Raw genomic sequence first — 15,056 nt, 5'->3', positions numbered from 1 at the left:
CCTTTCGGGTAGTACCTATCCAAATAGTGCGTACTACTTTTATATTTGCGTCCAGTTTATACTAACCTTACTTTAAAAGTAAAGGAGATCCAACATGAATACCAAAACAATACGTCTCTTAATGCCACAATGGCAAGGTGGAAATAATCCTAATTACTCTTTCGGCGCTGAACTACTGGCATGGCTAGCTCCAGACAATGATCAACCTCTGATTCATGTTCCTGTTCAACCTTATGATGGTACACCACTTCAAAATGAAGATGGTATGAATGGGCGAACACAACTCATACAACAATTAGAAGCCGCTGAACATCTTATCCAAGCGCATCAACCTGATCGTATCATTATGTTTGGAGGAGACTGCTTGGTCGAACAAGCCCCTTTTGCTTATTTGAATGAAAAATACGATGGTGAATTAGGCTTGATCTGGATCGATGCTCATAGTGACTTAGTTAGATATACCGGATACGATAACGGACATACCCTGCCACTTGGCAATCTTCTCGGTGAAGGCGATACGGAATTTTCTAAGCATGTGAAAGTTCCTTTGAAACCTGAGAATGTCTTTATTGCAGGATTGGCTGTTGCTACAGAAGAAGAAAACAAGTTGATTGCTGAAGCTTTTGAAACACAAGGTATCACTGTAGACGAACACGACACTGAAATGATCGAACGATTAGGTATTCGTACAGCAGGAACAGCAGAGTTAGCACAAAGTACAGAATTGATCAGAACATGGATTCAAGAAAGAGATATCAAACACTTAGCGATTCACCTTGATCTGGATGTGCTTGATCCGCAAGCATTTCGTTCTTTATTGTTCGCCAAGCCTTACGAGCCTTATCTTGTTTCTCCTGCGGGCACGATGCAATTCCCTCAATTGCTCCACCTGTTGAAAGAACTCTCTGAAGAAACAAACGTCGTTGGTTTAGGAATAACCGAACATACACCCTGGGATGCGATTAACTTGAAGAATTTACTTGCAGAAATCCCTATTTTGAATACGTAAAAATTTTCAAATAACGTTCTATTATCTAAAATACCCCCTTACTTTTTTACAAAGTAAGGAGGTATTGTTATTTGATCTTTCTTAATAATATAAATTCGAAAAATACTACTATAAATGAATTCTACTTACAGGCTGAAAACCACTTGTTTTTAAAAATTTCATTTTATGATCAAAATTTTGCATAGAATCAGAACAATCGATATTTTCAAAATCTAATGTATTTAGTGTAGCTTTATCTATTTTCACAGACAAAACTGTAATATCTTCTCTCTGACCATTACTGGAATTTAAAATACTATTAGTAGCATGAACAATAATATAATTTAGAGGTAGTATAGCAAACATATCTCTAGCTATTCTCAATGCACAACTGCATACATAATCTTGCTCTAAGTCATAATACTTTGATTTAGAAATAGCTTTTGTTGAAAGCTTTCCAGTACTAGTCAATGATTTTACTTCTTGAGGAAGAACGTTCTCCGAATTAATTTGGAACTCCACTTCAAGATAAGATGGATCATCCGTGATAAACGTAAACCCACTACCAAATTCACTTAAATCATCCAAAGGGGACAATTCTTCGATCACACTAAAATAAGCATCAATATCACCAGAATTTATCTTTTTAGCTACATTCACTAACCTTTCCCACTCTACAAATTCGTCTTTATCTATCGTAATTGCCTCTTCAATAGCCTGTATTAACTTTAACCTTTTAGAATCACTTTTTAATAATTTTTCCAAAAGACCGGGTTTATACTTCTCTAAATTTTGCCTTGCTAGAACTTCATTTACTCCCTGTGATCCTTGAATATATGGTGGTTCTGAAACTGCAATACTATCCCAATAGATAGGTTCATCACACTCTTTATGTATAGATTTTATTAATTCAATTTGATTTTCGTAATATGCTACTTCGTATTGAGCTTGTTGTTGAGCTTCTAGCTTTTGCTGCTCTTTTTGCATACGAAGTGCTTCTTTTTGCTTATAAGCAGAACTATTGTACTTTCTTTTAGCTTTAGAAGTTGATGTGGAATAAGAAATAGGTGTGCCGGGAATTCTAGCTGTCATCCGCCCTCCTGTCCTCGAATTTATACTATAACGCAACCCCTTTGTTCCGAAGCTTAACCCAGCACTTTTACTTCCCATATTTAATCTTACACCCGGAGCAATTTTAAAACTTTTTCTAAATTTAGCTGACATCTTATATCCTCCTTTATTAATAAAAATCATAATGTAAACTACTAAATGAATATAATTTAAAGCATTAAGATAGTAATTTTTTGATATACTTTTTAGATAAATATAGTTATATTTTAATTATACATCCTAAAATTTGTATATAAAATTATATTTAAGATGAAATGTATCTTTAACACAATAGATATAAAAGGAGATTTCTATTTGCTGAAAATATACATAGTTTTGATAGCTGCTTTTGCTTAGTTCATGTAATCTTACTAATTTTGGAAAAAACATAGAACTAGATAAACAAGCAATTAAAAATGAATGATCCTTCGATTTACAAAGATCATTCATTCTCTCAAAATAGATGTAAATAATATTTTATTCGCAAGCTACACCATCACCATCTCGATCTAAATCAAGGCTATATCCAGGATCATCTTTTGACAAAGGGGCTAATCCAGCATCACGTACTACAGAACAATTTTCGTAATATATTTCATCTTGTAGATTGTCTCCTTCATTAGCTAACTCTGCTGAGTTTGCGTTAAGTACTTCTTTACTTTCAACCACTGTTGATTGCTGAGGTTTTTCTAGTTGGTGATCATCTACCACTTGTTCAGGAGAATCACTATTTGTTTCAACAACTATAGGTTCAGAATCGGACAAAGTTTCTTCATTTCCTGTAACTATTTCCTCAACATTACTTTTCTCTTCAGACTGTATTTGAACTTCTGTTGATTTGAAACCGTTTATTGGAGTTGAGACTGTAGGTTTTTCTGTATATTTACTAATAACAAGTAAAAATGCAATCAGACTTAAGATACCTACAAGCATAAATAGATTTCTTCTTTTCATAAGATACCTCGATTCTCATCTATTATAAATTTATTGTATATTAACATTAAAAGTATTTTTATCTTTATTTTATTATAAATAGAATTCGAAATAAATAATATAATTGATGTTTTAACATTGCTCAATAATAATTTATTTGAAATAGAATATTTTAAGTTTTATTTTACAAAACTACGTTCGGACAGGAGATAAAACATGTCAATATCTTCAATTTTCTCTATTTTGCCTAAGATAATTAATATTTTAGACATTAATATTAGCAATATTGAAAAAATGGAAAGTCGATTTAAAATTGCTCGTAAAATTAATAATTTAGCAATTATTCCTTTAGTTTTTTTAACAACAACTTTTTTGGCATATAAATTATTTAAATTACTAGGAAATGATAATAATCTTTATATTGTTGTATTACTTATTTTGCTATGTACAACAATTGAGATTTATACATCAAAAATGAATTTAAAAAAAGAATTCGAAATAAAATATAACAAAACTATTTATTTTATTTTCAGTTCTATATTAGTACTTTTAGCTGTAATCTTTTATTTCACTTTGATTATGAATATTGGGTATAGTCTTTTTTACAGCTTTAGTTTAACAAATGGATCTATTTTAATTTTGAGCTTGATTGGTTTTTACTTTATATTTAAAATTATTTATCCTTTTATATTTGTTTATCCATTGCAGTTTTCAACCACTTCTATTCCGAAACCTATATTAAAATTTACGTTATCTAATAATTCAGAAATTGAAGCTATTTTAATAAATATTACTAGAAAGGGAGATTACATAGTAAAAAATAAAGATTTACATGCTTCATCGAATAATGAACTAACATTATCTGATAAAGAAATTTTAATTCATAAAACTCATATTGTGAGCATAACTTATTTAGGAGAATTGCCACCTTTAGATAATTCTCCTGAAAAAGAAAATGTTTCTGAAGTATAAAAAGTTGTAGAAAACTAATAACGATTTAAAATAGAACAAACCCTATACTTTGTAATAAGAGTATAGGGTTTCTTTATTTAACTTTATTACATCGTTGACTTATATTACCCCTTCGTCGCTCCTGCCGTTAACCCATGTACCAAGAACCGTTGCAAGAACATATACAACAACGTAATCGGCAATGCGACCAACACCGAACCTGCGGCGAATAGTGTAAATTCTGTACTTGAATACGTGTTGACCAATTCGTACAATCCTACCGCTAAAGTCCAGTTCTCCCTCGAACGTAAGATCAGACGGGCGAAGATAAAGTCGACCCATGCACCGGCGAATGTCGTCAATGCAATATACGTAATAATCGGCATCGACAACGGTAGAATAATACGACTGAAGATCTGAAAGTGACTCGCGCCATCTAGCAAAGCCGATTCTTCCAGTGCTCTTGGAATCGTATCGAAAAAGCCTTTGGCAACAAACATACCCAGTGCCGCACCAGACGTATACACCAGTACAAGTGCCCACGGAGAGTTCAATAGATTCATTTGCAATAAAATAACATATACTGCAATCATACTCATAAATCCTGGGAACATGCCTAGAATCAATACCAGCGACATCATCGTTTGTCTGCCTTTAAAGCGGAAGCGTGACATCGCGTATGCTGTGAGTACCTGAAATAGCGTTCCTAGAATCATACTGGTGATCGCAATTTTAAGTGTGTTCCAATACCATTTTAAGTAAGGCAAGTCTTTATCTGATTGCGAACGGAACAAGTCCATATAATGTTCCAGTGTTAACTTCTGCGGAATCAATGTCTCACTATAGAGTGAATCGCCTTCTTTGAGTGAGGATAGAATAATCCAGAGCGCTGGATAAATACAGCCAATCGCGATCAGTACAAGCAAGATGTAGCTGAACACCAATTTAACACGTTGTTGTTTTCTCATTGGATCATATCCTCCTCTTTAAAGGAACGGCTACGTCGATAGTTATAGAGCGAGAATGCCGCAATAATAATAAAGATAATAATGCCGATCGCTGAAGCAAAGTTATATCGTTGATTTTCGAGAGTCAACTTGTAGAGCCATGTGACCAACAGATCGGTACTACCTGCAAACGCATAATCTCCATTGGCTGGTAATCCATTTGTTAACAAGAAAATAACGTTAAAGTTATTGATATTGCCTGCAAATTGCATAATCAAGATTGGAGCCGTCTGAAACAATACGAACGGCATCGTAATATTACGGAACTTCTGAAAACCTGTTGCCCCATCCACTTCTGCCGCTTCGTATAGATCACGAGGAATCGCTGTCAGGACACCCAGTACAAGGATCATCGACACTGGAATACCGATCCACATATTTACGAGAATAACCGTCACTTTCGCCCAAAACGGATCATTAAGCCACGGTACTGAACCCAGACCCATCATACGCAAATATTGGTTGATCGGGCCAAATTGGAAGTTCAGTAGATTACGCATAATCAAGAGCGAAATAAATTGCGGAATCGCATACGGCAAAATAAATAGCGTACGCCACATACCTTTGAATTTAATCCCTTTTTGTTCGATCAATAACGCAACTAGAATACCGCCAAAATATGTAGTGACTGTTGCCACAACTGCCCAGATAATCGTCCATGTCAGTACACCGATAAAGGTATGACTCCATGATTTGAGTGTTAACAGATTGGTAAAGGTACGGAAGCCTACCCAATCGACTAGATTTTTCGCCGGGATATGATCCGGTGCAGAGTAATTGGTAAATGCCATCAATACCATAAAAATAATCGGCACGATCGTAAATACCAGTACACCAATCGCTGGCAATGTTAAAAGCAAATATGGAAATCCCTGATTACCGATCATTTTCCATGTCTGACGGAACGTATTTCCAACTTCGCCACGTTCTCGCTTTTTGCCGATACGATAAGCGTCTTTGATATTCGCAATATAAAAACATAACAATAATGCGATATACAATAGTGCTACCAGTCCATAGATCATCATAAAAATCGAATGATCTCCCGGTACATTTTGATACAGTCGTCCGACTTTTTCCATACGGGAAGGCTGATCACCAAGTGTGATCAACCCCCAGATATTATTCGCCAGACTGGTAATAATCAGATATACACTAACCAGTTCAGCGATTAGAAAAATAATGCCTTTCGCCCACTGGCGATTATACATTTGCCCGAGTCCCATAATCAGCGCCGATAAGATCGCTGCTATAAGCCCACTACCTACGCCCGTTGTTCGCTCAGGATGGATTAATACTTTTCCCATTGTTATTGCCCTGTCTCAATATTACTCTTCATTTGACTGACTAGATTATCCAGTGCTGCTTTTGGATCTTTATTGTCATTCCAGATTGAAGACATCGCCGCTTCCATCGGAGACCAGAATTGCGCCATTGCTGGGATCGAAGGCATTGGAACTGAATTTTCAAATTGCTTCAAGAAGACAGTTGCAATCGGATCACTTTGTACTTGCTCACTTGCAGCCGCTTTGGTATTGGATGGAAGTGCTCCATTCATCTCAAAGTTCTTGGTCTGCCATTCTTCAGAAGTAATAAAGTCTGCAAACAATTTAGAAGCATTCGGATACTTCGTATAAGCGTTTACAAAATAAGCTTTTACGCCTGAGAAAGGTGTCATCGGTTTACCATTTGGTAGATTCGGATACATACCTACACCGATATTTTTAACCGATTCTTTCAGTGAACCTGTATCCCATGGCCCGCTAATATTCATCGCTAATTTGTTAGAAGTAAATAGTGATTTTTTGATATCTGCATTAATATCTGATGTTTTGAGTGGCAGAATTTTGTTCAATCCTTGAATAAATGTTGCTGCTTCTACTGCTGCTGGATTGTTTAAGCCGATATCTTTGGCATCTGTACCATCGCTACCGAATACATAAGAACCATATCCACCGATAAATGGGAATACATAGTAACCGTTACCGACTTCCCACATGATCGCAAATTTATTGGCTTTGGTATCGTTGAATGTTTTGGCAAAATCAATAACACCGTTCCAGTCTTGCGGTACTTCTTTGATCAAATCTTTGTTATAGAACACTGCTGTAGTCTCCACAGACTTTGGATATCCATATAACATATTGTCATACGTTAACGCTTTGATCGCAATTTCACTGTTACGGGACTTGGTATCTTCTTCGAACCAGTCATTTGGCAATACGACCCCTGCGGATACCCCTTGACCGATCTGATCATGAACACCAGCGAATACATCGCCACCTACACCAGCAGGGCCATCTGTAACCATTTGCCCCATAGATTTGTCCGGCCCTACTTCTGCAAAGCTAACATCTACATTATATTTTTCTTTAAATGCTTTCGCTGCTGCTTCGATAAATGTTTTCTGATCGCCACTATCCCATACTGTTAGCTTAGCGCCTTCTTCAGGAACCATTTCTTGCTGATCTGCTGGTACTTGAGAATCGGTTGCTGCCCCCGGTGTTGTCGTGCCTGCTCCCCCACTATTACAAGCCGATACCAGTAACATCATGATTAACAAGCAACTCATGATTCCCCACTTTTTGCGATTCATCATTCTTTTTTTCCTCCGCTCTATAGTATGATGGCGAGCGCTATTATTATGTACTGTTATCCAGGGTTATGTTGCCTATGTACTTTGACTATATCATTTGCGCAAACGTTTGTTCATATTAGCATATGATACCCCTTACTCCAGTCATAAAAGTCTAATAATCACCACTAAAGGTAAATGATGTTATAAGTAAGCGCTTTATCCAGCAAATCCATCATAACTGAAATATGGGAATTGTAAAAACGTTTGCACAAACAATTTAACGCCATATTCAGGCTTTTTCCAAATATAAATGCTTAAATGCTATCTATTTCTCTGAAAATCATAAAATATCGCCTATTTTCTTTTATGTGATGTATATTTTGCAGTTTACATCTATATAGCATATGTTTTAACATAGATAACACAGATAGTGATGGTTATTTATATTCCAAAAACCATGACCAGGGAGGTACACATGTCGGTTACGATCAAAGATGTCGCTAAAAGAGCGGGCGTATCTCCTTCTACCGTTTCGCGTGTATTGTCTAATCATCCGCGAATCAGCCATGCTACCTCAGAAAAAGTGAGAGAGATTATGGAGGAGATGGGCTACCATCCGAATATGATGGCAAAAAGTTTGGTATCCAAAACAACCAAAAGTCTGGGTGTAATTTTGCCCAAGCCTGCGGAAGAGTTGTTTTTGAATACTTTTTTTATGGAATTAATACGTGGTATTGTGACGCAAGCCAATCGAAGTGGATACGATGTAGTGTTAACTTCAGGTGCTAGTGAAAAAGAAGAAGTGGATGCGGTATCAAGATTGGTATTTGGCGGACGGATTGATGGTGCTATTTTGCTCTATTCTCGTCAAAATGATCCTGTTGTTGATTTTCTTAGTGAAAAAGAGTTCCCTACTGTATTGATTGGACGTAGTGAGCAACATGCTAATGTCCTTTCTGTGGATACTAACAACATCGAAGCCGCAGCAGATGCTACCCGACATCTGATCCAATTAGGGCATCAGCGGATTGGTTTTGTCAGTGGCCCTTCGGAATTGGTTGTATCGATTGATCGTATGAGCGGGTATCAACAAGCTTTGAAAGAAGCTGGACTTCCACTACGGGATGATTGGATCGTTGAAGGTGAATTTTTGCAGGAAAGTGGTTATCGGGCAATGTCCTTTTTTATGAATTTGCCTGAACGTCCAACTGCATTAGTCGTTGTCGATGATATTGTAAGCTTTGGTATTTTGCGCGGATTGCATGAATTGGGATATAAAGTTCCTGAAGATATCTCTATCGTTAGTTTTAACAATATTGCTTTGTCCGAGTTATCGACTCCACCATTAAGCAGTATTGATATCGGTATTTATCATCTAGGATATACAGCTTCTCAAGCATTGATTCAAGCGATTCGTGGTGATGATCATAGTCTACTTTCACAGCGTCATATTGTTCCTCATCGTCTCATTGTACGTGAATCGTCTATGTTTTCCCCTACTCGTGCTGAATAAGTACTATCCTATGAATATGGATAAAGCGACTATACCGGATGATGTTCATCGGGCTAGTCGCTTTTTTTGATATAAAAAGGCTAGTGGATACATACATCCAAAATCTTAGATGATGCGAATAATAGAATAAGAAAGTCATATATGAGGATATAAAAGGTAATAAATGGTTTTATTATACAAATTTACTTTTAATTTATAAAATAATTTTAAGAATTTAATGTTATTTTAAGCTACGCATCACATTTTGTTAAACTAGGCACGATATAATAACTATACAGAAACGATATCGATTCTATCCAAACTTCGTTTCTGTTGTGATAGATAAACAGTTTGATCCAATTATTTCATCCGAGGAGGGTTTACGATGAATAACGATAATAACTTATCTCTATGGATGACCCAATTTCTGTGCAGTCCCGATCCAGTGAAAGAAGAACGTATTGAACAAGCAGAGATTGAGAATAATCCAGTTCTGCTGCAAAGCATCCGTTTTCACTTAGAGCTTCGCAATCGGTATGATCTGCTTGAACATCACACGTTATAATAAAGGATGGACTATGAATACATTCAATCTAACGATTGAACGATCTCACCACAGCGATGATTCGTTCATAAGATAAACCCCTTTTCCATATCCATAGGAAAAGGGGTTTATTATGTTTAGACTTGTCTTTTCTCTTCTGTATATAAAATACGGATATAATCCTCATCTCGATTATCCATATCACCTAGATACATGCGCTCATGTTCAGGAATCGCTTCATAAGCTATCCGAAGATCTTCTTTATGCTCTTCTGTCGGATGTTCTAAATATTTATAATAACGCTTACGACAAATATCTAACAATCCCGGATGTTTGTTCAATTTTTGATAAATATCTAGTACTTGCTTGTATTTATCGGTAATATCTATAATATAACTTCCATTCACCATCACTACATCACCTAGACGATCGAGCGTAATAACCGTAGGTTCTTTTAATTCTGTAAAAAAAGTGCCGTTGCTAAATAATTCTTCTAACTCTTCTATTTTCAACATTTTTTGAAAGCTGGCATTTTGACATTCTATAGTTCCATCTTTGTATACGCTTAAATACACTAGATAATTGGCACCTTCATATTTCATAAAAATAAAAAATCCTTCTCCTGTGACGACTTTGTACCCTACTTCTGATTCTACATAAAAGTCTTGTGCATATGGAGATTGAACGATTTTATATTTCTCGTTTTTCATTTTTTCGGCAAATGAAATCTCGTAGATGTTATCCATACCTGGATTCAGTTGCTGCACGATGTTAGTTATGTAGTCATAGTAGGTATGTGCATTATGGTTCCAAGAACCACTGATTGTTTTATAATCACCCAGACCAAAAATAGAAATGGATTCTCCATCAGGCACCTGCGGTGTTAACCATTCTAGATCGATTTTGTCACGTACTCCTTTAAGATCCGCCAGCTCCCAGCAATTCACCATTCCATCTTCATAAATATCTACATTGATATAAAAGTATTGTCCATTACGGATAAATCCCGGAATCGTCGTTCCTTCTATTGTTTTGTCTCTTCTAATTTTATGCATGAGTACTCTTTCTTCCTTCCCATATTCACTATCTTTTTTATTCATTTACAATAACAGATATCTATTTATTAACCTATTAAGTAATTGTTTAACGTATTATTAGTTATAAATTTTAGGTGATCCTATATTTTTTTTCAATAAAATCCTATAAAAGTATCTATTTATTTTTTATATAGTTAAGTAAATTATGTATTACAGTGTAGCAAAAAGCTCTTACTCTGTAAAATAATCCTAAGATCATTTGCAGAATAAGAGCTGATTGATAGTACATTTATATTGTTTATCATCGCATATCGATATTACCTATAACATATTATATTAATCGTTATCGTAGTCGTCACTATCATTGTCGTTGTCATAATCTTTATCAACAGATAGTACTTTACCTGTAGCGGCATCAATCTCAACTGTAGCTTCGCCACCTGTAATGTTCAAATCTACTTCATAAGTTACTCTACCATCATCGCTATCACGATCTACTTTAGTTACAGTTCCTTTAACTGCTTTTAGAGCGATTGCTTTAGCTTGCGCAGCCGTTTTAACTTTATTGTTAGCATTATTGGTAGCTTGGCTGTTGTTATCATCGTCGTCATTATCATCATTGACTACTTTTAATACCGTTCCGTTTACAGCATCAATATGAACGTCTACATCTTTATTTGAATTTGCTTTGTCCACGTCTACTTCATAATATAATTTTCCATTATTAGTACGTTCCAAATCAACACCGTCAATAGTACCACCAGGCACTTTCGTTAATGCGATTTGCTTCGCTTTTGTTTCACCAATTAACTTGCTAGTTGTTGCTGTTGTACTGTTGGAGTCACTTGAATTATTCGTTGTAGCTGCTGTAACTGTTCCCATTGTTCCCAAAGCGATTGCTGCTGATAATACACCGATACCTAGTTTTTTGTTCATCATGTGATAGTTCCTCCTAGTAATATTGTTATTGAATTTCATTTGTTCTTGCCTCTGTTATTAATATAAAGCTTACAAATGAGATGTCGATTACAATAAGATTAGAATTTGATGAGAAAGGTGATATGCTTGTTACTATTGTTATTTTTCGTTATCTGAATCGTCTGCATCATCCCATGTTACCGACATTACTGCTCCAGACACAGCGTTGATCTGTACTGTTGCTTCTCGCTCATCAGGTGTATCAATATCGACTAAATAATAAGATTGACCTTTATCTTCATCATCTTCATAGTCGGTATCATCGACTTTACCTGGTACTTGAGTAAGAGCAATTCTTTCTGCATCTTTTTCTTTCAATATTAATACAGGTGCTGGTTTGGGTGCATTATTTTTGTCTTTATCTTTGCCTTTACGATCATCTTTGTGTTCGCGGTTGTCTACAGGCGGTACAGGAGCGCCTGCCGGTGGTACGGTAGCATCAGGAGTTACAACACCCGGTTGCTCATTAACCTGCGATTGGTTGTTATCTGATCCGCTGTCATTGCGATGATCATCTTCATTTGTTGTAGCAGAGGATGAATCATCTGTAGAAGACGCCGGATTGCTGTTAGTGTCTGTCGATCCTTGTGAAGATGATGAATTAGTACTATTACTGCTATCATTTGTAGATTCTGTTGGATTAGTAGCTGTTGTAGGTTCTGTTACAGCCGAACTTGATGAATTCGAATCACTGGTTGAACTTGAGTTAGATGAATCGGTATTCGTAGTACTATTTGGTGTTGTCGTTGTCGCTACTGCCGATTGTCCGATCTGTTGAATCGATTGAATCGCTCCACTATTTCCGTTTACTTGAACCTGATACATACCTTGATCTGATTGTAATTGTACTGTATAGATTCCGTTATTTAATGCAGTTTCTGTGACTTTACCCGGATATTGCTTGAGCACTACATTTTTGGCTTGTGTGGATGTTAGCGCTGGACTTGCTTGTGCGATAGACTTCCACCATAATGTCATAACAAACATCAGAATTAATAAAATAACGACTGCTCCAGCTATCCACCATCGTTTATCTTTAATTACAGCAGATAAAGTATTCGTAGATGACGGTGCTACTGTTCTATGCATCTCTCTGCGTCGCATCTAAGGATCACTTCCCCCAATATAATTTCTAATTGCATTGTCATTGTACAGAATCTTTATTAGAATTTGCTGAGAATACTGTAGTTGCCGGCACAAAAATAGTCGGTAACGAAACGATCGCTGTTGTGCCTTTCTTTTCTACACTTTCTAGGCGTATTGTCGCTCCGATTGCATCTGCTATCTCTAATGCTAATGTCAGACCTAACCCTGAACCACCTACATCGGTACGACTACGTGCTTCATCGACCCGGTAAAAGCGGTCAAACACTTTGGATAGCTCTGCTTCTGGAATCCCTATGCCTTGATCGATAATTCGAATACATCGACGCTGTATCGTTACAGTACCGGAATCATCTGAAGCGGGTGAATCTTCTCCAAGTTCAATCACAATATGATCTTCACTATATTTACGTGCATTGTCTAACAAAATAAATAACAATTGTCGCAGTTTGCCTGCATCATTTTGAATGACCAATAAAGAAGGCTTAGATAGCAATTCAGGTGCAACCTTTACATTGATCTGACGTTGATACGCATTGTGGAATCGTTTGACTAATTCATCGACTTCTTCTGTTAGATTAATAGGTTCTATTGATAAGTTCCATTGTTCTTTATGCTTGGCTAATAATAGTAATTGCTCGGTCATTTCTTTCATCCGTACTGCTTCTGAATGAATAGCATCGACAGATTCATGGAACAGTTCCGGTCGATCCATTCCTCTGCGTTTTAGTAGGCTGGCATAACTTTCGATAATCGTGAGTGGTGTTTTGAGTTCATGAGAAGCATTAGACACAAATTGCTTTTGTTTATCATAATTCGTCTCCAGTAAATCGATCATCGCGTTAAATGTTTGACCCATTTCTAATAATTCGTCTTTCGACTTAGGATCTAATGCTAATCGCTTAAACCGTCCACTTCGCTTAATCTCACTCATCGTCGAAGTCATTGCTCCGATCGGACGCATAATAATTCGCCCCAATATATGACCGGATAAAATGACCGGAATCATCGCAATACCTGTAACAGTAATCAATACAATCCGTAGCACTTGCAAATAGTTCTCTGTCTGATGCAAGCTTTCTGTTACCTGCACATTGACTACAGAACCATCTGTCCAGATAACAGGAATCGATACAAATACATATCCATTGGCTTGATACGTAATCTTTTCGGCTTGTAATTCTTTGCTATATGTGACCGTACGTTTACTTAGTTCTTGTTCTGAAGAAGAAGTCACCACTAATGAGTTATTTCCTTTCTCAGTGACGATCCGAATCATACCATCTACAGGCACATAGGCTCGAAGCAATTCAGCCGTAGTCATTGATCCTGCAATTTGTCTAATATTATCTGCTGTTTTATTTGTTTGCGATTCGACTCTTACCAATTGTTCATTAATCGATAGACGGCTAAATACGATATAGACGAGCAGATTGGTCAAAATAAATAACAACGCAAATAAGACCGAAGAATACAAATGTATTTTACTTCTTAGCTTCATCCGGTATCCTTTCTTCTAACTGTTATCCTTGATCACATACCCTACTCCGCGAACAGTATGAATAAGTTCCCGCTCAGGATCTTGATCTACTTTTTTGCGGACATAACGAATATAGACATCAACTACATTGGTATCTCCATAATAATCATACCCCCACACAGCGGTCACAATCTGATCGCGGTTAAGCACTTGACGTTTATTTTTGAGCAGATAAGCTAGTAAATCAAATTCACGCGGAGTAAGTTCTATCTGTTGTTCGCCTCGGATCACTTCTCTTGTTCCTTCATTTAGCTTGAGGTCAGCTACCGTTAACCATGTACCATCTTCATTGTGATCTGTTGTAGCCGAAGACTGTGGACGCTGACGTAGAGCGGCTCGTACACGAGCTAATAATTCTTCAATCTGAAAAGGCTTCGTAATATAATCGTTAGCTCCCAAGTCTAAGCCAGATACTTTATCTTCAACAGAACTTTTGGCAGTTAATAAAATAACTGGTGTCAATCCACCCATATCACGAATACGTCTAAGGATTTCGATTCCATTCATTTCAGGAAGCATCACATCTAATAAGATCAGATCATACGTACTTTCTTGATACAAATCCCATGCTTGCGCGCCATTATAAGCTTGTGAAATATCGTACCCTTCTGCTTCAAGCTCAATCTGTAGCAGTCGAGAAATTTTATGTTCATCTTCTACGATTAAAATATGTTCTTTCAATCTCTGTTCCTCCTTGTTGCTGTATCTACTCTGTTTTCACTTATCCTTTATCATAACAGACCATGCTATGTTCACGAAATTCAGTTGTTGCGCTAACTAATAACCCAATAAAA

At 36.5% G+C, this 15,056-nt stretch carries 14 protein-coding genes; 4 read left to right on the top strand and 10 right to left on the bottom strand.

The features are described from left to right. Window positions 1-94 precede the first annotated feature (94 nt). On the top strand, window positions 95-1,009 hold the full coding sequence (locus tag QCD85_RS17900) for an arginase family protein (protein ID WP_301263427.1): 915 nt from the start codon (window positions 95-97) through the stop codon (window positions 1,007-1,009). A gap of 108 nt (window positions 1,010-1,117) precedes the next feature. On the opposite strand, the gene QCD85_RS17895 is transcribed toward QCD85_RS17900, so the two are convergent. Next, window positions 1,118-2,212, bottom strand: coding sequence for a DUF4236 domain-containing protein (locus QCD85_RS17895; protein WP_301263426.1), 1,095 nt, complete (start codon window positions 2,210-2,212; stop codon window positions 1,118-1,120). Window positions 2,213-2,575: 363 nt separating this feature from the next. After that, window positions 2,576-3,052, bottom strand: coding sequence for an excalibur calcium-binding domain-containing protein (locus QCD85_RS17890; RefSeq protein WP_301263425.1), 477 nt, complete (start codon window positions 3,050-3,052; stop codon window positions 2,576-2,578). A 195-nt stretch (window positions 3,053-3,247) separates the two neighbouring features. Here QCD85_RS17890 and QCD85_RS17885 point away from each other — a divergent pair, with 195 nt between their 5' ends. Further along, window positions 3,248-4,003, top strand: coding sequence for a hypothetical protein (locus QCD85_RS17885; RefSeq protein ID WP_301263424.1), 756 nt, complete (start codon window positions 3,248-3,250; stop codon window positions 4,001-4,003). Window positions 4,004-4,107: 104 nt separating this feature from the next. On the opposite strand, the gene QCD85_RS17880 is transcribed toward QCD85_RS17885, so the two are convergent. Genes QCD85_RS17880 through QCD85_RS17870 form a run of 3 tightly spaced genes read right to left on the bottom strand, consistent with a single transcriptional unit; the run spans window position 4,108 to window position 7,588 of the window. Beyond that, a complete protein-coding gene (locus QCD85_RS17880; protein ID WP_069328176.1) occupies window positions 4,108-4,950 on the bottom strand; it encodes a sugar ABC transporter permease in 843 nt (280 codons plus the stop codon). Continuing rightward, complete coding sequence (locus QCD85_RS17875) at window positions 4,947-6,296, bottom strand: sugar ABC transporter permease (RefSeq protein ID WP_274170140.1); 1,350 nt, start codon at window positions 6,294-6,296, stop codon at window positions 4,947-4,949. The genes QCD85_RS17880 and QCD85_RS17875 overlap by 4 nt, the downstream gene beginning before the upstream one ends. Window positions 6,297-6,298: 2 nt before the next feature. Then, the gene (locus QCD85_RS17870) at window positions 6,299-7,588 is read right to left on the bottom strand and encodes a sugar ABC transporter substrate-binding protein (RefSeq protein WP_273616010.1); all 1,290 of its coding nucleotides are present in this window, start codon (window positions 7,586-7,588) and stop codon (window positions 6,299-6,301) included. 454 nt (window positions 7,589-8,042) lie between these two features. Between QCD85_RS17870 and QCD85_RS17865 the strand changes: the two genes are divergently transcribed. Together QCD85_RS17865 and QCD85_RS17860 are read left to right on the top strand one after the other, a co-directional pair. Further along, a complete protein-coding gene (locus QCD85_RS17865) occupies window positions 8,043-9,080 on the top strand; it encodes a LacI family DNA-binding transcriptional regulator (protein ID WP_273616009.1) in 1,038 nt (345 codons plus the stop codon). A gap of 364 nt (window positions 9,081-9,444) precedes the next feature. Continuing rightward, on the top strand, window positions 9,445-9,624 hold the full coding sequence (locus QCD85_RS17860; protein ID WP_273616008.1) for a hypothetical protein: 180 nt from the start codon (window positions 9,445-9,447) through the stop codon (window positions 9,622-9,624). A gap of 116 nt (window positions 9,625-9,740) precedes the next feature. Here the strand turns inward: QCD85_RS17860 and QCD85_RS17855 are convergent, their stop codons facing one another. The 5 genes from QCD85_RS17855 to QCD85_RS17835 form a co-directional block, all read right to left on the bottom strand. Next, on the bottom strand, window positions 9,741-10,658 hold the full coding sequence (locus QCD85_RS17855; RefSeq protein ID WP_273616007.1) for a DUF7638 domain-containing protein: 918 nt from the start codon (window positions 10,656-10,658) through the stop codon (window positions 9,741-9,743). 318 nt (window positions 10,659-10,976) lie between these two features. Further along, window positions 10,977-11,579, bottom strand: coding sequence for a PepSY domain-containing protein (locus QCD85_RS17850; protein ID WP_273616006.1), 603 nt, complete (start codon window positions 11,577-11,579; stop codon window positions 10,977-10,979). Between the two features lie 138 nt (window positions 11,580-11,717). After that, window positions 11,718-12,722, bottom strand: coding sequence for a PepSY domain-containing protein (locus tag QCD85_RS17845; protein ID WP_301263423.1), 1,005 nt, complete (start codon window positions 12,720-12,722; stop codon window positions 11,718-11,720). A 40-nt stretch (window positions 12,723-12,762) separates the two neighbouring features. Continuing rightward, window positions 12,763-14,223, bottom strand: coding sequence for a sensor histidine kinase (locus tag QCD85_RS17840; RefSeq protein WP_301263422.1), 1,461 nt, complete (start codon window positions 14,221-14,223; stop codon window positions 12,763-12,765). A 15-nt stretch (window positions 14,224-14,238) separates the two neighbouring features. Further along, window positions 14,239-14,943: a response regulator transcription factor gene (locus tag QCD85_RS17835; RefSeq protein ID WP_301263421.1), complete on the bottom strand. Its 705-nt coding sequence runs from the start codon at window positions 14,941-14,943 to the stop codon at window positions 14,239-14,241. Window positions 14,944-15,056 lie beyond the last annotated feature (113 nt).

The sequence above is a fragment of the Paenibacillus sp. PsM32 genome, assembly GCF_030433815.1.
Taxonomy (GTDB): Bacteria; Bacillota; Bacilli; order Paenibacillales; family Paenibacillaceae; genus Saccharibacillus; species Saccharibacillus kyungheensis.
This window is presented reverse-complemented; position numbering and strand designations above follow the sequence as displayed.

Bases quoted from the DNA above. Each gene is read 5' to 3' on its own strand.
- QCD85_RS17900 (WP_301263427.1), top strand. From the start codon at position 95: ATGAATACCAAAACAATACGTCTCTTAATGCCACAATGGCAAGGTGGA.
- QCD85_RS17895 (WP_301263426.1), bottom strand. From the start codon at position 2,212: ATGTCAGCTAAATTTAGAAAAAGTTTTAAAATTGCTCCGGGTGTAAGA.
- QCD85_RS17890 (WP_301263425.1), bottom strand. From the start codon at position 3,052: ATGAAAAGAAGAAATCTATTTATGCTTGTAGGTATCTTAAGTCTGATT.
- QCD85_RS17885 (WP_301263424.1), top strand. From the start codon at position 3,248: ATGTCAATATCTTCAATTTTCTCTATTTTGCCTAAGATAATTAATATT.
- QCD85_RS17880 (WP_069328176.1), bottom strand. From the start codon at position 4,950: ATGAGAAAACAACAACGTGTTAAATTGGTGTTCAGCTACATCTTGCTT.
- QCD85_RS17875 (WP_274170140.1), bottom strand. From the start codon at position 6,296: ATGGGAAAAGTATTAATCCATCCTGAGCGAACAACGGGCGTAGGTAGT.
- QCD85_RS17870 (WP_273616010.1), bottom strand. From the start codon at position 7,588: ATGATGAATCGCAAAAAGTGGGGAATCATGAGTTGCTTGTTAATCATG.
- QCD85_RS17865 (WP_273616009.1), top strand. From the start codon at position 8,043: ATGTCGGTTACGATCAAAGATGTCGCTAAAAGAGCGGGCGTATCTCCT.
- QCD85_RS17860 (WP_273616008.1), top strand. From the start codon at position 9,445: ATGAATAACGATAATAACTTATCTCTATGGATGACCCAATTTCTGTGC.
- QCD85_RS17855 (WP_273616007.1), bottom strand. From the start codon at position 10,658: ATGCATAAAATTAGAAGAGACAAAACAATAGAAGGAACGACGATTCCG.
- QCD85_RS17850 (WP_273616006.1), bottom strand. From the start codon at position 11,579: ATGATGAACAAAAAACTAGGTATCGGTGTATTATCAGCAGCAATCGCT.
- QCD85_RS17845 (WP_301263423.1), bottom strand. From the start codon at position 12,722: ATGCGACGCAGAGAGATGCATAGAACAGTAGCACCGTCATCTACGAAT.
- QCD85_RS17840 (WP_301263422.1), bottom strand. From the start codon at position 14,223: ATGAAGCTAAGAAGTAAAATACATTTGTATTCTTCGGTCTTATTTGCG.